We start from the raw sequence: 19,282 nt of genomic DNA, 5'->3' as shown, positions 1-19,282 counted from the left end.
GCTCGACCGACAGAATGTTATTAACAACAAACCATTGAATTCTATTATTCGATTATTATTTTCATGCGAAGATTCTTAAAAAAATAACGATTTGTCAGAATGACGTTAAGGGAATAATTTAAAAAATGGGTTGTCGCGATCGTTTACTGACTAACCCTTTGATTGAGTAATAAAAAACGCCGGCGTGATGCCGGCGTGAATTTAAGCGATGACGTTCGACGCCTTACGCCCCCGGATGTTCGTCCTGATCGACCGCAAAGCAGGCCACCATCTGCTCACCGTACTGTTTGAGCTGCGGCTGCAGCTGTACGCAGGTGCCAAAAGCGCGGCGGCAGCGGGCATTGAACGCACAGCCCGGCGGCGGATTCATCGGGCTGGGCAGCTCGCCGGTCAATTTGATGCGCTCGCGGCGCATATCCGGGTTTAACCGCGGCGTCGCCGACAGCAGCGCCTGAGTGTACGGATGACGCGGGTTGTTGAAGATCGCCTCTTTGCTGCCCTTTTCCACGCAGCGACCGAGGTACATCACCATCACCTCGTCGGCGATGTGTTCCACCACCGACAGATCGTGCGAGATAAACACATAGGACAGCCCCAGCTCCTGCTGCAGATCCATCATCAGGTTCAACACCTGCGCGCGCACCGACACGTCCAATGCCGACACCGGTTCATCGGCGATCACCACGTCCGGATTCAGCATCAGCCCGCGGGCAATGGCGATACGCTGGCGCTGGCCGCCGGAGAACATGTGCGGGTAGCGGTCATAATGTTCGGTCTTCAGGCCGACCTTCGCCATCATCTCCAGCGCTTTTTCCCGCCGTTCGGCGGCGCTGAGCGACGTGTTGATCAACAGCGGCTCCTCGAGGATCTGCCCGACCTTCTTGCGCGGGTTGAGCGATCCGTAAGGATTCTGGAACACGATTTGGATCTTCTGGCGTCGCAGTTTCTCGGCCGAGACGTCCGGCTTCAGCAGATCCTGCCCCTGGTAGTACAGCTCGCCGCCGGTCGGCACTTCGATCATCGTCAGCAGGCGGCCGAGCGTCGATTTGCCGCAGCCCGATTCGCCGACCACCGCCAGCGTTTTGCCGCGCTCCAGGGTGAAGGACACACCGTCGAGCGCCTTGACCAGCCGCTCCGGCGCGAACAGGCCCTTTTTCACCGGGTAATGCTTCTTCAGGTCAATCGCCTGCAGTAAAGGTTGATTCTGGCTCATACGGTCGGCCTCCCCGCATCATCCAGCGGTGTGTGACATTTAACCTGACGGCCGGGAATGCTGCGCAGTTCCGGCTCCTCGTTACGGCAGCGCTCGTTGGCGTACGGACAACGCGGATTGAGCAGGCAGCCGGTCGGGCGATCGTATTTGCCCGGCACCACGCCCGGCAGCGAAGCCAACCGCGCCTTGTCGGCGGCAAACTCCGGCAGCGCGCGCAGCAGTGCCTGGGTGTACGGGTGGCGCGGCGCGCGGAAAATCTCCGCCGCCTTGCCGGATTCCACCACCTGGCCGGCGTACATCACGATGATGTGATGCGCGGCTTCCGCCACCAGCGCCAGATCGTGGGTGATCAGCAGCAGCGCCATGTTTTCGCGCTGCTGCAGGTCCAGCAACAGCTCGATGATCTGCGCCTGGATGGTCACGTCGAGCGCGGTCGTCGGCTCATCGGCGATCAGCAGCTTCGGCCGACAGGCGATGGCCATGGCGATCATTACGCGCTGGCTCATGCCGCCGGAAAGCTGGTGCGGGTATACGTCCAGCCGCGAAGCCGGATCCGGAATGCCCACCTGGGTCAGCAGGTCGATAGCACGCTGGCGGCGAGTGCGGCGATTGCCGCCCTGATGCACCTTCAGCGCCTCCATGATCTGATAACCGACGGTATAGCACGGGTTCAGGCTGGTCATCGGATCCTGGAAGATCATCGCCACTTCGGAGCCCACCAGCTGGCGGCGCTCTTTTTCGGAGATCTTGCGCAGATCCTGGCCGTTGAACTCCAGCTTGTCGGCCATCACCTTGCCGGGGAAATCGATCAGGCCCATGATCGCCAGCGAACTGACGGATTTGCCGGAGCCGGATTCACCGACGATGCCGACCACCTGACCTTGCTCCACGCTGTAACTGATGCGGTCTACCGCGCGGAACGGGGTGCCTTCGTCACCGAAGTGCACCGAAAGCTTGTCTACATTCAATAACGCCATCTCTCTCGTCCTCTGTTACTGCTTGAGTTTGGGGTCGAGAGCGTCACGCAAACCGTCCCCCATCAGGTTGAATGCCAGCACCGTCAGCAGGATCGCCACGCCGGGGAAGGTCACCACCCACCAGGCACTTTGCGCGAACTGCAGCACGTCGGAGAGCATGGTGCCCCACTCCGGCGTCGGCGGCTGCGCGCCCATGCCCAGAAAGCCGAGCGCGGCCATGTCCAGAATGGCGTTCGAGAAACCGAGAGAAGCCTGCACGATCAAAGGCGCCAGGCAGTTAGGCAGAATATTGACGAACATCTGGCGCAGTGCGCCGGCGCCCGCCACCCGCGATGCGGTGACGTAGTCGCGGTTGACCTCCACCAGCACCGCCGCGCGCGTCAAACGTACATAGTGCGGCAGGGCGACGAAGGTCAGCGCCAGCGAAGCGTTAACGATCGACGGCCCGAATACCGCCACCAGTACCAGTGCCAGCAGCAGGCTCGGCAGAGCCAGCATGATGTCGACGACGCGCATGATAATCGCGTCCACCACGCCGCCGAAGTAACCGGCCAGCAGGCCGAATATCACGCCCATGATCAGCGACAGCACTACCACCAGGCAGCCGACCAACAGCGACAGCCGTGCACCGTACATCAGGCGCGACAGGACGTCGCGGCCCACGTCGTCGGTGCCGAGGATATATTGCCAGCTGCCACCCTCTTGCCACACCGGCGGCTTGAGCAGAGCATCGCGGAACTGGTCCGCCGGCGCATGCGGCGCCAGCACGCCGGCGCCGAGCGCGATCACCAGCATCAGAACGATATACACCAGGCCGACCACGGCCCCTTTATTGCGCTTGAAATAGTGCCAGAACTCCTGAAACGGGGTCATTGGCTTCGGCGCACCTTTAACTGCAGACTCAGTGATTTGAGACATGAGAGCGCCCCTTATTTCTTGTGGCGAATACGCGGGTTGACCACGCCGTAGAGCACGTCTACCAGCAGGTTAACCAGAATGATCATACAGGCGACCAGCAACACCCCGCCCTGCACCACCGGGTAATCGCGGCGCTGCAGCGCGTCGATCAGCCAGCGGCCCAGCCCCGGCCAGGAGAAGATGGTTTCGGTCAGAATGGCGCCGGCCAGCATGGTGCCGACCTGCAGCCCGATCACCGTCACCACCGGCAGCAGCGCGTTGCGCAGCGCGTGGACGACGATCACCCGCATACGGCTCACGCCCTTGGCGCGGGCGGTGCGAATGTAGTCTTCACCCAACACCTCCAGCATCGAGGAACGGGTCATGCGCACGATCACCGCCAGCGGGATGGTGCCCAGCACGATGGCCGGCAGGATCATGTGCATCACCGCGTCGATAAAGTCGCCCGGCTCGCCCCAGATCAGGGTGTCTATCAGCATAAAGCCGGTCAGCGGCTGGCTGTCGTCAAGGAATACCGTGTCGCTGATGCGCCCCGACACCGGCGTCAGGTTAAGCTGCACCGACACCAGCATGATCAGCATCATGCCCCACCAGAAAATCGGCATCGAATAGCCGGTCAGCGAGATGCCCACCGCAGTATGATCGAAGACCGAGCCACGTTTGACCGCCGCCAGCACCCCGACCGGGATGCCTACCAGCACCGCGAAAAGCATCGCGCAGAAGCCCAGCTCCAGCGTGGCCTGAAAGCGCGGAACGAACTCGCTCCAGACGGAGATGCGGCTTTTGAGTGAGGTGCCCAGATCGCCGTGCAGCACGTTGGACACGTAGGAGAAATATTGTTGATAAAGCGGCTTGTCCAGCCCCATTTCCGCCATCAGCTGCGCGTGGCGCTCGGCGGAGATACCGCGTTCCCCGGCCATGATGGTCACCGGGTCGCCGGGGATCATATGGACGAATGCAAAAGTCAGCAATGTAATGCCGATAAACGTTGGGATAACTAACCCCAAACGTCGGAGTATGAACTGCAACATATCCCGAACTCTCTGTATCAATGCCCGGCAGCTCATCGTCCGCCAGGCTTATTAACGCTCACATGCCTTTGAACGATTCGACGGCCATACGCCGGAGACTGGTCAGCAGGGGCTCAAACCTGTTGCGCCCCTGCAAGTCCATTCGTGCGTCTCCGGTAAAGCGGTCGAAATCAGTCTACAGAGACATTCTCGAAGTGATGCTTACCGAGCGGATCCACGACGTAGCCTTTCACTTCCTTACGCACAGGCTCGTACACGGTGGAGTGTGCGACAATCAGCGCCGGAGCCTGATCGTGCATCACCACCTGCGCCTGTTTGTACAGTTCGATGCGCTTGTCGTGGTTGGATTCGGCGCGCGCCGGTTGAATCAGATCTTCAAACGGCTTGTAGCACCAGCGGGAGTAGTTGGAGCCGTCTTTCGCCGCCGCGCAGCTGAACAGCGTGGCGAAGAAGTTATCCGGATCCCCGTTGTCGCCGGTCCAGCCCATCATCACCGTCTGGTGCTCGCCCGCTTTGGCGCGCTTGAGGTATTCACCCCACTCATAGGTCACGATTTTGGCTTTCACGCCGATCTTGGCCCAGTCGGCCTGGATCATTTCCGCCATGCGGCGTGCGTTCGGGTTGTAAGGACGCTGTACCGGCATCGCCCACAGGTCGATGCTGAAACCGTCGGCCATGCCCGCTTCTTTCAGCAACTCTTTCGCCTTGGCCGGATCGTAAGCGTAATCCTGCACCGCGTCGTTATAGCCCCACATGGTTGGCGGGATCAGATTCTTGGCCGCCTGGCCCGCGCCCTGATAAACCGCGTCGATGATCGCCTGCTTGTTGACCGCCATGGTCAACGCCTGGCGCACCTTCAGGTTATCCAGCGGCTTTTTCTCGACGTTGAACGACAGGTAACCCACGTTCAGGCCCGGCTGTTCCATCAGGTTGATGGACTTGTCTTGCTTCATGCGGGCGATATCGGCCGGGTTCGGGTACGGCATCACCTGACATTCGTTTTTCTGCAGTTTGGCGTAGCGCACGGAGGCGTCAGGCGTGATGGAGAACACCAGGCGATCGATCTTCGGCTTGGTGCCCCAGAAACCGTCGAATGCCTTGTACAGGATCTTGGAGTCTTTCTGGTATTGCAGCAGCTGGAACGGACCGGTGCCGATCGGATTCAGGTCGACTTTCTCCGGCGTGCCGGCTTTCATCATCACGTCGGCGTATTCGGCGGACAGGATGGACGCGAAGTCCATGCCCAGGTCAGCCAGGAACGGCGCCTCCGGGCGGTTCAGCACGAAGCGCACGGTGTTGTCGTCCACTTTTTCAATCTTGGCGATCAGCTTAGGCATGTCCATGCCTTCAAAGTATTCGTAGCTGCCGCCGGACACTTTGTGGTAGGCGTTGTTCGCATCCAACTGGCGCTCAAAGGAGAACACCACGTCGTCGGCGTTGAAATCGCGCGTCGGTTTGAAGTCTTTGTTGCTCTGCCACTTCACGCCTTTGCGCAGGTGGAAGGTGTAGGTTTTGCCGTCTTCGCTGACGTCCCACTTCTCAGCCAAGCCCGGCTGCAGTTCGGTGGTGCCGATTTTGAATTCGACCAAGCGGTTGTAGATCGGTACCGAGCTGGCGTCGTAGGTGGTGCCGGAGGTAAACAGCTGCGGGTTGAACCCTTCCGGGGAACCTTCAGAACAGTAAACCAACGTCTTGGCCTGTACGCTGGCCGCCACGGTCAGCGCGATCAGCCCAATACCGAATTTCAGAATCCCCGATTTACCCAAGGAACGTGTCATCGTTAGTGCTCCATTGTGTGATGTGATGTGTGTAATTGCCGCCAGACCTGTATTTTTTATTGCGTGGCCTGTGCGATCGGCGCCCGAAGGCAGAAGGCGTACGAGGAGAGAATGCCGGATGGAACGCATCGCGGCGGGGACGTCTGAGCGCGTGGAATTCACTCAAACAACTCTCGCTCTTACCCCTGAGGCTATCAAGTTGCCAACTGTTTGGGGTGTCGTCAATATAACCAGTGGGGATTTACGCAGACTGTGAGAAACAGCAAACAAACATAAAAAAAACCTTTTGTTAACAGTTCCAGCATGAAAATTTATGCTAAGCGGCCATTTTTAGCGCATTGGTCTGACCCTAACAAAGTTACTGGTTTTTAACTCCGTTAAAAAACGCCAAAACTTTGTTGCTGAATGATGAATATCTGAACGGTTATTTTTGTGATCGCCGTTAAAGACAGGAGGAAATGCTGAAGGATTACCCAAAAGGGTGAGTCCGATGAGCGCGTTTTGCACCGGGCAGGCCCACAATCTGTGCGGCGTAAAAAAACTTTCGGCTGCGAAAAAGCCGGGGGCGAAAGGATATCCCCCGGCAACGCACTGCAACCGATTATTGAACGCCGGCGCTATTGCCCAGGCTGGCGTTCATGCTGTTAAGAATATCGCCATTGTCCGCGTCGATCTCCCAGGAGAACAGGCCACCTAACTGCTTATCCAACACGTACTGGCCTTTGGCCTGCACCGAGCGGGCATCGTCGAAGGTGATCAGATCGCCGGTGGAAGGTTTGAACACGTAAGGCGCTTCCGCCGTGGCGTCGTAGGTATACTGCCACTCGCCGCTCATGAACTGGCTGGCGATTTGGCGGTAGTCCACGATGCCATTCTCCCAGGTGCCTTTAACCGGCCCGGTGGCGGTACCGGTGAACGGAATGTTGTTCTGGTAGCCGTTCACCCCGGTCCAGCCGCGGCCATACATGGCGGTGCCGACGACGATCTTGCCCGGCTTGACGCCCTGCGTCAGCAGCGCATTCACGCCGTTCACCGTGGTGTAGGCGGTATCCGGTTTCCAGGCCGGCGCATTCAGCGCGGTCTGATGCCCCAGGTTCTTCAGATCGAAGGCGCCATAGAAGTCGTAGCTCATCAGGAAGATGTGATCCATCGAGTTCTGCGCAACGTTGTAAGCCACCTTGTCGATCTTGTCCTTGCCAGCGCTGATGGCGGAGGTCAGCTCATACTTGCGGCCGGTTTCCGCCGACAGCTGATCCAGCATCGCCCGCAGCTCCTTCATCAGCAGCACATAGGTTTCCCCGTCTTGCGGGCTGCCCAGGTTAGGGTTGGCGCCTTTGCCGCCCGGGAACTCCCAGTCGATATCCACGCCGTCGAAGAACTTCCAGGTTTGCAGGAACTCTTTTACCGAACCGACGAAGCGATCGCGCTTCACCTTGTCGCCCATGAAGAAGAACGGGTCGGACAGCGTCCAGCCGCCGATCGACGGCAGAATTTTCAGGTCAGGATGCGCCTGCTTCAGCGCCATCAGCTGGCCGAAGTTGCCCTTGTAAGGGTCATCCCAGGCGGTCACGCCCTTCTGCGCTTTTTGCAGCGCGGCGAACGGATCGTGGATCGAGACTTTGAAGTCCTCGCGGCCCTGACAGGAGCGCTGCAAGGCCTGGAAACTGCCTTCGATCTCTTTCAGGCTGTCGTTGATGCCATTGCCGCCGCAGATCGGGATAAAGCCGTACAGCAGGTGGGTCAGGTTTTGCGCCGGGATCTTGTCGACGGTGAAATTGCGCCCGTAAACGCCCCACTCGACGAAATAAGAACCGACCACTTTGCCGGAGTTCTGTTTATACGGTTTATTCTTTTCCAGCAGCGGCTCTTTCAACGGCGCCAAATGGCTGCCGTCGGTGTCGGCCACCACAATTTCGGTGGCGTCGCTGGCGGTGCAGCCGTCGGCATTGCACAATGCCACCTGCATTTGATAACGGCCGCCTTTATTCACTTTAAAATTCGCCGTACCGGAAGAACCGGTTGAAGGGCCGCTCCACGCCTCTTTGCCATTTAATAAAATTTTTGCCGTCGTGCCGGTGTCGCCATTCCATAAATTCCAGGAGACAGAAACGTCGGCGGCATTTTTTACCTTCACCAGATTATTATAAGCGGTGGCCGCCTGATCGACTTCGACAATGGCGAACTTGGTGTTGCCCCAGGCGATGGTCGGCTTGCCCGGCGCGGCGGCCTGCGCCGCGGAACACAGCGTACTGCCGATCAACAGCGCCAACAGCGGTTTATTAAATTTGCGCATAACTGATTCCTTTATTCCGAGAGGATAAACATAAAAGAGTTAATCGTCGCTACGCATTGCCGAAGCGAAAAAATTCCGCAATAATCCACGAAGATTAACGTTAATAAATAATCACGGTATTTCCCACGCGACGGGAATAAGAGTTCCCGCGTTGTCCATTTAGACTATAGGTAAAAAAAACGTGAAAACAAGAGCGCTATCAATCGGGTTTTATTTGGCAAGCATGAATTTATTTAAACATGAAAATAAGAACCTAATGGGAATAAGGAATGTGAATTAATTAAGCGTAAAGGATAAATATATTTCACGAGGACGGCAGATTGAGGCACGCCATAAAGCGAAGCCGGTCGTAGCGAGGAGGTACTCATCCTCATAAACGACAGGCGAAAAAAAACCTGCTTTAAAAAGCAGGTTTTTCGAATGGTGGTCGGCGAGAGAGGATTACGCGCATCTTTGATGCGCGCCCTGCGGGCCGTTGCTAAAGCAACGTTGTCTCGCTTCGCGAGGCTCGAACCTCCTGCGGAGGTACTCATCCTCATAAACTACGGGCGAAAAAAAACCTGCTTTAAAAAGCAGGTTTTTCGAATGGTGGTCGGCGAGAGAGGATTCGAACCTCCGACCCACTGGTCCCAAACCAGTTGCGCTACCAAGCTGCGCTACTCGCCGATGCGGGGCGCATCTTACTGCTGGCGGTTATAGGCGTCAATCACTTTTTTTCCCCTGCATTTCAAGTGATGATAAAAGCGCCATAATGCGCTGCGCCGGGGGCTGCGCAGCGAATTTTACTCAGGCCTTGGCCGGTTTCAGCGCCGGCGTCTGCGCACGCAGGAACGGCAGCAGGAACAGCGCCGACAGGCAGGCGGCGATGGAAATCACCACGAAGAAGCCGTTCCAGTGCCAGACTTCCATCACTCGCGCAATCGGATAGCCGGACAGCGCTGCGCCCAGGTAGGCGAACAGGCCGACGAAACCGGTCGCCGCGCCCGCCGCATCCTTGTGCGAGCACTCCGCCGCCGCCATGCCGATCAGCATCTGCGGGCCGAAGATGAAGAAGCCGATGGCGAAGAAGCAGCAGGCCTGCAGCAGGTAGGTCACGCCCGGCATCAGCCACAGCGCCGCCACCGACAGGAAGATACCGATGGCGAAAATCAGGTTCATCGGGCCGCGGTTGCCGCGGAACAGCTTGTCGGAGCCCCAACCGGCCACCAGTGAACCGATAAAACCGCCCACTTCAAACAGCGAGATGGCCGAGTTGGCGGTCATCAGCGAATAGCCCTTTTCCTGCGTCAGGTAGAGGTTGCCCCAGTCGTTGATCGCGGTGCGCACGATGTACACCAGCACGTAAGAGACCGCCAACAGCCAGATGTACTTGTTGGTCAGCACGTAGCGTTTGATGATCTCGCGGTTGCTCAGCCCCTGGCCTTCCGATTCCTGCACCAGCTCCATGGCGTCGTTACGCCATTTGCCGACGCTCGGCAACCCCAGGGTGGATGGCTTGTCGCGCAGGCGCCAGCACATCAGCAGGCCGAGCACCACGCCGATGATGCCAGGAATGATCATGCCGTAACGCCAGCTGAAGTGCAGCGAGATAAAGCCCACCAGCAGCGGGATCAGCGCGCCGCCGACGTTGTGCGAGGTGTTCCAGATCGCCCACCAACTGCCGCGCTCGGAACGCGAATACCAGCTGGTGAGGATTTTGGAGCACGGCGGCCACCCCCAACCCTGGAAGAAGGCGTTGAGGATCCACAGCGTGCCCAGCATCAGCAGCGACGAGCTGAGGCCGAAGAAGATATTCAGCACCCCGGTCATGATCAGGCCCAACCCCATAAAGTAACGCGGGTTGGAGCGATCGCTGATCATGCCGGAAATGAATTTCGAGCAGCCGTAGGTGATGTAGAACAGCGTGCCGAGGATACCGACGTCGGACATCGTCAGACCCAGATCGCTCAGCATCGCCGGCATGATGAAGTTGAAGCTTTTGCGCGTGAAGTAAAACGCAGCGTAGCCGATGTACATGGTGCACATCAGCTGGATGCGCCAGTATTTGTAGCTGGCGTCGATCTGCCGTTGATCGGTGACCTGCGGCGCGTCCGAGCGGCTTTTAAGGAAAGACCACATGTGGAACCTCAGAGGATTGAATAAAGTGCCGCTATGATGCTCCCCGCGCGCGCGGGAGGCTTACGCCGGATTCCCGACGCAGTTAGGAGTTTTTCCTAGTTTTGCGCTTGCTCCGGTGAAACTGTGGGCAAGATCACACTCAAACAGGCGCCCCGCTCCGAGGTGAGCCGCAGGCTGCCGCCGAGGGCGCTGATGCGCTCCTGCATGCCGCGCAGGCCATACCCCGGCTGATGGTTTTCCGCCTCGAAGCCCACGCCGTTGTCGCGGATGGTCAGGGCGATCAGCGGCGCGGCGCCTTTGCGCGGCTGCAGGCGTGCGTCCAGCTCCAGGCGGCTGGCGCCGGCGTGGCGGCACACATTGGTCACTCCTTCCTGACACACCCGGTACAGCGTGATTTTCAGCGTTTCATCCAGCAGCTCGTCCGGTACCTGCCACTGCAGGCTGCTCACCAGTGACGCGTCCTGCGGCAGCGATTCCCGCAGCATCGCCGCCACCGCCGCCGACAGCGGCAGGTTGTTCAGCGCCGCCGGCCACAGCTGGGTCAGCACGTCGTGCACCCCGTCGTAGACCCGCAGCGCCAACGCATCGATGGTGTCGGCGCAGCCGATCACCGCCGGTTCCGGCGCCAGGCGTTTGACGATGCTGGCTTGGGTGCGGATCACGGTGATGGTCTGCCCCACTTCATCGTGCAGCTCGCGCGCCACCTCGCGCCGGGTTTGCTCCTCCGCCGTCACCAGCGCCCGCGCCAGCTGGCGGTTCTCCGCCAGCCGCAGCCGCAGCTGTTGATTCAGTTCGCGCTGGCGCTGAATGCCGGCGCCCAGCAGCAGCCCGGTCAGGCTTTGAGCCAGCAGCGACAGCAGCAGATCGCGGTGCGACTCCGGCTGCGGCGGCTCGTTGACCATCAGCGCCACGCCGTTGAGCAGCGTCGCCAACAACGCGCCCTGCCAGCCATAGCGATAAGACATGAACACGATAGGAATGGCCAGGCAGAACGGTGCGAAACGCCGCAGCTCGGCGGCGTTCACCTGCTGCTGCAGCCAGATGCTGAATGCAAACAGCAGCAGATAGCTGGCCAGGTGGCCCAGACGCAGCTCCACCGGCTTGTGGATCAGTCCCGGCTCCAGCGGCACCCAGATTTGGCGTGCCAGATAGTGCCACAACAGCAGGCAGGTCGGCGCGATGGTGAAACCGCCGGTCAGGCCGAGCAGCAGCGCACGGGCGCCTTCGCCGCTCACCAGCTGCCACACCAGCGCCTGCAGCAAGGCGGCGGTGGCCACCACCGCGCCCTGCAACAGCGGCCATCGCCATTCGCTGTCGCTCTGCTGATGGCGCAACAGCCACGGCGAGGCCAGCAGGCTGAGCAGCACCGTCAGCACCAGCACCGCCACCGACGCCCACAGCGCCGGGCCGTAACCGAACTGGTCCGCCAGCAGCGCCATCAGCAGCAGGTCGGCCAGCAGGATCCCCGGCCAGAAACGGTACGGGCTCTGCAGCAAAATGCCCATGCGCAGGCCAAACGGGAACAACAGCAGCGCCTGCCAGGGCGGGTCGATCAGCGCGGTGCCGATGCCCCACAGGCAAAACGCGCTGGCGGCATAGATGAAGAACAGCGCCAACTGGGTGATCAGACGCTGCGTCACAGGTTCAGCATCCGTCTGGCCAGCTCAACGTTGTTGGTGATGCCCAGCTTGGCGAACAGGTTGGCGCGATGCACATGCACCGTCTTCGGCGACAGCCCCAAGGCGGCGGCGATCTCGCGCACCTCCTGGCCCTGCGCCAGCAATAGCGCGATCTCGCGCTCGCGGCGGGTCAATGGATCCACCTTCACCCGCGCCAACTGCTGCGCGATTTCCGGCATCAGGTAGACGCCGCCGCCGGCGACGGTGCGCACCGCGGTGATCAGATCTTCCGGTTTGCAACGCTTGGAGAGGAAACCGCTGGCGCCGCGTTCCAGCGCCATTTCCACCAGCGCCGGGTTATCGTGCATCGACAGCATCACCACGCGGATGCCGGAAGGAATGTCCGCCAGCAGATCCAGCCCACTGCCGTCCGGCATCGAAATGTCGCAAATGCAGATTTCCGTCTCCAGCCCCGGCAGGCCGGCGCGCGCCTGCGCCGCGCTGCTGAACTCGCCCACCACCTGAATATCGGCCTCCAGCGACAGCAGCTGCACAAAGCCCGAACGCACAATGTCATGATCGTCGATAAACGCCACGCGCAGGGTCATGGAAATCTCCGGTTAGAAGGGGAAGTGCGCAAGTATACCGTATGCACACACCGGAATAATTGATGAAGAGAATGTATTGGGTGAAATTACCGGGTGCGCAAGGCAGGCACCCGGCGGGAGGGATCACAGACGGGCTGGCGCCGTTTTATCCTGTGGCAGATGGCACCAGTTGTTTTTATCCACGATGCCGCCATCGGGAGACGTGTATCCGAGGCAGCCAAGGAGGGTGTCAAACAGCTCGACATGGCGATGCGTTTTGCCGATGCGCTGCTGCGCCTGCAGCTGCTCAAAGGCGCTGAGGTGCTGCGGGTTTTCGAGGAACTTGTCCGACGCCCACACGATCATCGGCACGCGAAATTGCTCCGGCGGCGCCATTTCGCGCGGCGTGCCGTGCAGGTGCGTATTCTCACCGATCGATTCGCCGTGATCGGCGGCATAGAACACGATGGCCTTCTTGTCCCGCACCTGGTCGATCACATTACTGATAAAGCTGTCGGTATACAGCACCGTATTGTCGAAGGCGTTGATCAACTGGGCCTTGGTGCACGAATCATCCACCCCCATGCACTCCGGCTGATAGCGCGCATAGCTGCGCGGATAGCGCTGCGAGTACAGGTAGTGCGAGCCTTTGGTATGCAGGATCACCAGGTGTTTGCCCTTCGGATAACGCGCCAGCGACTCCTTCATTTCGTCCACCAGCAGCATATCGTCGACCGCCTTACCGTCGTTGCGCTTCTCGGATGCGATCATCTCGCGGAACGAATAGTTGTTCACCTCGGTGTTGTTGTAGAACCACACCTCGCTCTGCATGGCGAACAGCTCGGAAGAGAAGCCCAGATCCTTCAGCACCGCGAACACGTTCTGCTCTTTCAGCGTGCGCTGCGGGTTGTCTTCGGTGCCGCCTTCGCGCACGAACATGCAGCGCAGCGACAGCTTGGTAGCGGTGTCACACGACTCGCCGCGGAACGCCACCAGATTCTTCTCTTTAGACAGCCGCGGCGTGGTATCACGCTCATAGCCCAGCATGCCCATGTGATCCCAGCGCGTGGTCTCACCAATGATGAACACCACGTAGGTATCGTCGATATCCGCCGGTGGTACATAAGTGAAGTGTTTGCCCGGATCGAACATCGTGCTCTGGTCCTGGCTTTCGTCATAGCGGGTGTAGGCAAACAGCCCCAGCGCCGACAGCCAGTTGGACGGCAGATACGAGTGCGCTACCACGCCGCCGTAGCTCGGCAGATCGACGTTGGAGAGCTTCTCTTGCACGCTTTGCTCATCGTCCAGCATGCGCAGCGGCAGCCAGACCAACGCCACCACCGCCAGCAAGACCAGCAGCGGTTTGATGCGATGGCCGGGGGTTTTCAGCTGTTCGATCAGGGTGTAACGCAGGCTGTTTTTCCAGATCAGCAGCAGCGGCAAGGCGCTGAGCGCCACCATCCACAGCACAAAGTGCAGGCCAACCACCTCTTTCGACAGATCGATGTCGGTGGTCATCACCGACACCACGATGCCGTAGCCAATCACCACGTTGAAAAACGTCATGTAGTAGCTGGCAGCCACCGAAATCAACACCAGCAGCGAGGCGACGATGCGATAAAACAGCCGGCCGCCGAGCGATACCAGCCGCATGATGAAGAATGTGAACAGGACGATAGCGATGACTTCCGTCACCGCCGAAATAAGCTTAATCCCCTGAATGCCATGCGCCAACGAATCAAAACGGCGATAGAAAACGGACAGGTTGAGAAAGATGCCGATATAGATCGCTAACAATAACGATAAATTCTGCTGCGATAGCGATTTAACTTTGTTCATGTAACGCGGTGGCTCCGGGGGCGGTGTAGCGGTTCTGACTCAGTCAGACACTGATTGCGGCTTCTGGTTCAGCCAACCGGCAATAAGCGTTATTTTGCGGGTAATAATCAAGAGAATTCTCACAAAACGGACAAAATTTACCGTTTTTTTGAACGATTTTCAGGCAGGGCACGCAAGAAAATGGAGGGACAAACCCTCCATTTTTTCCATATTTCGGCAAAAATCTTACTTAACGTTCAGAGTCACATCGATATTTCCACGGGTAGCGTTGGAGTATGGGCACACCACGTGCGCCTTTTTCACCAGATCTTCCGCCACGCTGCGCTCGATGCCCGGCAGCGAGATATCCAGCTGCACTTCGATGCCGAAGCCGTTCGGGATCTCACCGATGCCGACGGTGCCGTCGATCTTGGCTTCGGCCGGGATTTTGACCTTTTCCTTCGCCGCGACAAACTTCAACGCGCCGAGGAAACAGGCCGAGTAACCGGCAGCGAACAGCTGCTCGGGATTGGTAACTTCGCCGCCGGCGCCGCCCATCTCTTTCGGCACGCCCAATTTCACGTCCAACACGCCGTCGGAGGAGGTCGCACGGCCGTCGCGGCCGCCGGTTGCGGTGGCGTGAGCGCGGTAAACCACTTTCTCAATAGACATCGTTCATTCCTTCTTGCTGGTTGGCGAGATGACTACGGCTTCCACGAGGTAAAGCCGGTCACATATTTATCTTTTGCGATTAAATCGCGCACTACTTATTTTTGACACTTATTAACCAGTGTAGACCACCCGTGCCGTTCTTGCGTCTGGCGGCGGTGGGTCAAATCTGATCGATCAGGCTGCCGCGCAGCTTTTCCAGCTGCTGTTTGAGCGAGACGATCTCGTCCAGGCTGCAGTCGGTGGCGCACATCACCGCCTCGGGCACCGATTGCGCCCGCTCGCGCAGCGCGCGGCCGGCTTCGGTAAGTGCGATGATCACCTGCCGCTCGTCGGTGGTGGCGCGATAGCGCACCAGCAAACCGGCGGTTTCCAGCCGCTTCAGCAGCGGCGTCAGCGTGGCGGAATCGAGGAACAGCCGCTCACCGATATCCGATACCGTCACCCGATCGCGTTCCCACAGCACCATCATCACCAGGTATTGCGGGTAGGTGAGTTCGAGCTGACTCAACAGCTTGCGGTAGACTTTGTGCAGCGCCAGGTTGGCGGAGTACAGCGCGAAACAGAGCTGCTGATCGAGCTGTAGCAGGTTCTTCGCCTTGGGTTGTTCGGTATCGGTGCTTTTCATGCGTACGAATATAGATAGCGCACGATGTAATCGCAAGCTATTTCTTGTGAGGTATGCTACCTTTTTTTATGCAGAGGATGCTCGGAGGGAAAGGAAATGACGAACACGCTTGTAGAACGCGCGCGCCGCTACGCCACCAAGGCGCATGCGGCCATCGATCAGCGCCGCAAATACACCGACGATCCGTATATCGTCCACCCGCAGGCGGTGATGGAGCTGGTGCGCAGCGTGCCGCACACCGAAGAGATGCTGGCGGCCGCCTGGCTGCATGATACGGTGGAAGACACACCCACCACCCTCGGCGATATCGACAGCCACTTTGGGCCAAAAGTGGCGGAACTGGTGCGGATGTTGACCAACGTCAGCCACGCCGAGGACGGCAACCGCTTCGAGCGTAAAAACCGCGATCGGCGCCACAGCGCCGGCGCGTCGCCGCAGGCCAAAACCATCAAGCTGGCGGACCTAATCGACAACACCCGCTCGCTGCTGGACTACGACAGCCACTTCGCCCAGACCTACCTGATCGAGAAACAGCGCCTGCTGGAGGTGCTGACCGAAGGCGACCCGACGCTGTGGCGCCAGGCCAGCCATATCGTTGAACAGGGGCTGCTCAGGTTGCAGCAACCACCGCACAACGTGCCGGCCAGCTGGTTCGAACACGCCCGCCGGCGCTACCGCGAGAGCGACGCGGCCTGATCAGAAGGTCACCACCGTTTTCAACGCCGTCACCCAGGCGTCCTGCGTCTCGCTGACGCCCGCCGGGTGATGCCAGTACTGCAGGCCCGGCTGCAGCTGTAGCCACGGCGTGACGTTAACGCGGTAATACAGCTCCGCCGTCACCGAGTGGCCCGGCACTGGCCGGTAGTTCGGATCGTGATAATCACTGATGCCGCTCATCTGGTTGAGATACCGCTGATTGTCTTTATAGCGGTCGCTCAGTTTCACCACCGAGACGCCGAGCCCCAGCCAGTCGTCCGGCCGCGCATCGAACAGCCCGCGATAGCGAATGCCGGTCGAGGTAGACCAGTGCAGGTAGTTACTGCGCTGATCTCCCAGCCCCAGGCTGTAAAACACGCTCAAGCCGCGGTTGACGTCATCCGCATGGCGCGTCACCTGCTGGTTGAAACCGGTATACAGGAACCAGGTGCGATCGTGGTTGCGATAGCCCTGCGGATCGCTGGCGCCCGGCCCGCCGGACACCCCTTCATAAAGATCGCTCTGGCGCGCGTTGGTGAACAGCACGCCCAGGTTATACACCCCCGGCAGCTGGTTGACGGCGTGGGTTTTCAGCTCCAGCTCCATCGGCAACAGGAAGCCTTTGCTGCCCTTGGTGGACCAACTCCAGGCGTGGCTGCGGCTGGGGGCGCTCGGGTTCTGCTCCATCACGCCGCCCTTGAGCGTCAGGCCATCGGTCAGCTTGTACTGCAGCGTGGTGCCCCAGTAATGCACGTTCCAGTTGTACCAGGTCAACGAGTTGGCGGACTTGCCGCCGCACAGCGTCAGCGTCTGAAAATCGCAGGGGATGATCTGATCGAAATCCTGCACCTTGTTCATCATGCCGATGCGCCACTGCAGCCGGCTGTCGAGGAAAGAACGGCTGAAGGTCAACCAACCCAGCCGGGTAATCGACTGTCCGCCATAGCTCTCTTGCGACAGATCGGTCAGGCCGACGCGCGGATCCTGCAGCCGATCGCGGGTCAGGTTGTTGTCATGGTTGCGGTTGACGATATTGCCTTCGATCGCCGCGTCCGGAATGCCGGTCAGCGCCTGCAAATCCTGGCTGAAGGTCAGCGAAAATTGGTCGATATACGACGCCTGTTTATCGTGGTTGTAACCGCCGCCGGCGTTATACGACAGCTGGCTGAGGTAGCCGAGGTTATAGTGGAAGCCATGATCCTCCAGGATCGGCCTGATCCCCAGCATATCCCCCAACAGCCCAGGCTGCGGCGGTTCAAAACCGAGCGCCACCCCTTCCCATTTGGCGGTGGGGGCTTCAACGTCCTTGCCGGTTTGCAGCGTTTCCGCCTGCGCCTGGCTGCACCACAGCGCCAGCGCCGCCAGGGTCATGGAACGAGGTAATAAGCTTTTCATCATTATTATATTTCTCCGCATAACGGCTGACTGCGGGCAACAGCATTCCCTGGGAGAGAATTTCCCATCATGAACAGCAGCGAATAACGTTAGGTTAACGCCCGGCGCTTGCCGCCGGGCTGAAGGGTTACCGTCGGTCTTTCAGACTGGCGCCATTGCTGTGGATCACATCGCGGTACCAGTAGAAACTCTTCTTGCGGCGGCGCTCGAGGCTGCCGTTGCCGGCATCGTCTCTGTCGACGTGAATGAAGCCGTAGCGCTTCGACATTTCGGCCTTCGAGGCGCTGACCAGATCGATCGGCCCCCAGCTGGTGTAGCCCATCACCTCGACGCCGTCGTCGATGGCTTCCGCCACCTGCACCAGATGGTCATTGAGGTAGTTGATGCGGTAGTCGTCGTTGATACTGCCGTCCGCCTCGACGCGGTCTTTGGCGCCCAGCCCGTTCTCGACGATGAACAGCGGCTTCTGATAGCGGTCGTACAGCACGTTGAGCAGGTAGCGCAGCCCGATCGGGTCGATTTGCCACCCCCACTCCGAGCTGGCCAAGTGCGGGTTCGGCACCATATCGAGAATGTTGCCGCGCGCCGTCTCGTACTGCTCCGGGTCGGCGGTGACGCAGCCGCTCATGTAATAGCTGAACGAGATGAAGTCGATGGTTTCGCGCAGCGTTTGCCGATCTTCCTCGGTGATCGTCACCTGAATGCCGTTTTCACGGAAAAAGCGCTGCATATAGGCCGGGTAATAGCCGCGCGCCTGCACGTCGCCGAAAAACAGCCAGTCGCGGTTTTGCCGCTGGGTTTCCAGTAGATCTTCCGGCTTGCAGCTCAGCGGGTACAGAATGCCGCCCAGCAGCATGTTGCCGATTTGGCCCTCCGGCACGATCTCGTGACAGGCCTTCACCGCTTTGGCGCTGGCCACCAACTGATGGTGGATCGCCTGATAGACGGCGCTCTTGTCGCTCTCCTGCGGCAGGCCAACCCCGGTGAAGGGCGCGTGCAGCGACATGTTGATTTCGTTGAAGGTCAGCCAGCGTTTGACCTTGTGCTTATAACGTTCGAATACGGTGCGCGCATAGCGCTCGAAGAAATCGATGGTGCGCCGATCGCCCCAGCCGCCGTAGCGCTTCACCAGACCGTAAGGCATCTCATAGTGCGACAGCGTGATCAGCGGCTGAATACCGTATTTCGCCATCTCGTCGAATAGCCGATCGTAAAACGCCAGCCCGGCTTCGTTCGGCGTCTCTTCGTCGCCCTGTGGAAAAATGCGCGTCCAGGCGATCGAGGTGCGCAGGCACTTGAAGCCCATTTCGGCGAACAGCGCGATGTCCTCCGGATAACGATGATAGAAATCGATCGCCACGTCCTTGATGCCGCTGTCGCCCGCCATGCGCGGCGTAATCGCGCCGAAGATGCCCTGCGGCTGCAGATCGGAGGTCGACAGCCCCTTGCCGTCAGCCTGATACGCGCCTTCTACCTGGTTCGCCGCTACCGCGCCGCCCCACAGAAAATGTTGCGGAAACTTGCCGTTCATCGCTTGCTCCT

At 59.4% G+C, this 19,282-nt stretch carries 15 protein-coding genes, 1 tRNA gene and 1 other RNA gene; 1 reads left to right on the top strand and 16 read right to left on the bottom strand.

All coding sequences use genetic code 11. From position 1 onward, the window contains the following. Positions 1–223: 223 nt before the first annotated feature. The 14 genes from dppF to GUC32_RS00530 all read right to left on the bottom strand — a co-directional run bounded on the left by dppF (position 224) and on the right by GUC32_RS00530 (position 15,649). Positions 224–1,213, bottom strand: a complete 990-nt coding sequence (gene dppF / locus GUC32_RS00595; RefSeq protein WP_015376237.1) for a dipeptide ABC transporter ATP-binding subunit DppF — start codon at positions 1,211–1,213, stop codon at positions 224–226. Beyond that, positions 1,210–2,190, bottom strand: a complete 981-nt coding sequence (dppD, locus tag GUC32_RS00590; protein ID WP_004934132.1) for a dipeptide ABC transporter ATP-binding protein — start codon at positions 2,188–2,190, stop codon at positions 1,210–1,212. Before dppD ends, dppF begins: the two co-directional genes overlap by 4 nt. Before the next feature lie 15 nt (positions 2,191–2,205). Beyond that, positions 2,206–3,108 (bottom strand): dipeptide ABC transporter permease DppC, encoded by a 903-nt coding sequence (dppC, locus tag GUC32_RS00585; protein ID WP_025304838.1) that lies wholly within the window; start codon positions 3,106–3,108, stop codon positions 2,206–2,208. Between the two features lie 11 nt (positions 3,109–3,119). After that, positions 3,120–4,139, bottom strand: coding sequence for a dipeptide ABC transporter permease DppB (dppB, locus tag GUC32_RS00580; RefSeq protein WP_038630050.1), 1,020 nt, complete (start codon positions 4,137–4,139; stop codon positions 3,120–3,122). Between the two features lie 170 nt (positions 4,140–4,309). Next, positions 4,310–5,917 (bottom strand): dipeptide ABC transporter periplasmic-binding protein DppA, encoded by a 1,608-nt coding sequence (dppA, locus tag GUC32_RS00575; protein WP_025304836.1) that lies wholly within the window; start codon positions 5,915–5,917, stop codon positions 4,310–4,312. 601 nt (positions 5,918–6,518) lie between these two features. Then, complete coding sequence (locus GUC32_RS00570) at positions 6,519–8,210, bottom strand: glycosyl hydrolase family 18 protein (protein ID WP_197837325.1); 1,692 nt, start codon at positions 8,208–8,210, stop codon at positions 6,519–6,521. Positions 8,211–8,634: 424 nt separating this feature from the next. Beyond that, a non-coding RNA gene (locus tag GUC32_RS00565) (RtT sRNA) lies at positions 8,635–8,763 on the bottom strand. A gap of 36 nt (positions 8,764–8,799) precedes the next feature. Continuing rightward, positions 8,800–8,876: transfer RNA gene (locus GUC32_RS00560), tRNA-Pro, on the bottom strand. 120 nt (positions 8,877–8,996) lie between these two features. Next, on the bottom strand, positions 8,997–10,328 hold the full coding sequence (locus tag GUC32_RS00555) for an MFS transporter (protein ID WP_049209000.1): 1,332 nt from the start codon (positions 10,326–10,328) through the stop codon (positions 8,997–8,999). A 95-nt stretch (positions 10,329–10,423) separates the two neighbouring features. Beyond that, positions 10,424–11,968 (bottom strand): signal transduction histidine-protein kinase/phosphatase UhpB, encoded by a 1,545-nt coding sequence (gene uhpB / locus GUC32_RS00550; protein WP_060434829.1) that lies wholly within the window; start codon positions 11,966–11,968, stop codon positions 10,424–10,426. Next, entirely contained in the window at positions 11,965–12,555 is a 591-nt protein-coding gene (uhpA, locus tag GUC32_RS00545) for a transcriptional regulator UhpA (protein ID WP_025304832.1), read from the bottom strand. Before uhpA ends, uhpB begins: the two co-directional genes overlap by 4 nt. A gap of 123 nt (positions 12,556–12,678) precedes the next feature. Beyond that, the gene (eptB, locus tag GUC32_RS00540) at positions 12,679–14,373 is read right to left on the bottom strand and encodes a kdo(2)-lipid A phosphoethanolamine 7''-transferase (RefSeq protein ID WP_025304831.1); all 1,695 of its coding nucleotides are present in this window, start codon (positions 14,371–14,373) and stop codon (positions 12,679–12,681) included. Between the two features lie 225 nt (positions 14,374–14,598). Further along, the gene (locus tag GUC32_RS00535) at positions 14,599–15,024 is read right to left on the bottom strand and encodes an organic hydroperoxide resistance protein (RefSeq protein WP_004934114.1); all 426 of its coding nucleotides are present in this window, start codon (positions 15,022–15,024) and stop codon (positions 14,599–14,601) included. Between the two features lie 160 nt (positions 15,025–15,184). Continuing rightward, a complete protein-coding gene (locus GUC32_RS00530) occupies positions 15,185–15,649 on the bottom strand; it encodes a MarR family winged helix-turn-helix transcriptional regulator (RefSeq protein ID WP_025304830.1) in 465 nt (154 codons plus the stop codon). Between the two features lie 96 nt (positions 15,650–15,745). Between GUC32_RS00530 and GUC32_RS00525 the strand changes: the two genes are divergently transcribed. Further along, the gene (locus GUC32_RS00525) at positions 15,746–16,345 is read left to right on the top strand and encodes an HD domain-containing protein (protein ID WP_025304829.1); all 600 of its coding nucleotides are present in this window, start codon (positions 15,746–15,748) and stop codon (positions 16,343–16,345) included. On the opposite strand, the gene GUC32_RS00520 is transcribed toward GUC32_RS00525, so the two are convergent. Together GUC32_RS00520 and GUC32_RS00515 are read right to left on the bottom strand one after the other, a co-directional pair. Further along, entirely contained in the window at positions 16,346–17,740 is a 1,395-nt protein-coding gene (locus GUC32_RS00520) for a carbohydrate porin (RefSeq protein WP_025304828.1), read from the bottom strand. It abuts the gene before it with no gap. Between the two features lie 127 nt (positions 17,741–17,867). Further along, a complete protein-coding gene (locus GUC32_RS00515; protein WP_025304827.1) occupies positions 17,868–19,271 on the bottom strand; it encodes a glycoside hydrolase family 1 protein in 1,404 nt (467 codons plus the stop codon). Positions 19,272–19,282 lie beyond the last annotated feature (11 nt).

Source organism: Serratia sp. NGAS9, from assembly GCF_009905295.1.
GTDB classification, from domain to species: Bacteria; Pseudomonadota; Gammaproteobacteria; order Enterobacterales; family Enterobacteriaceae; genus Serratia; species Serratia bockelmannii.
This window is presented reverse-complemented; position numbering and strand designations above follow the sequence as displayed.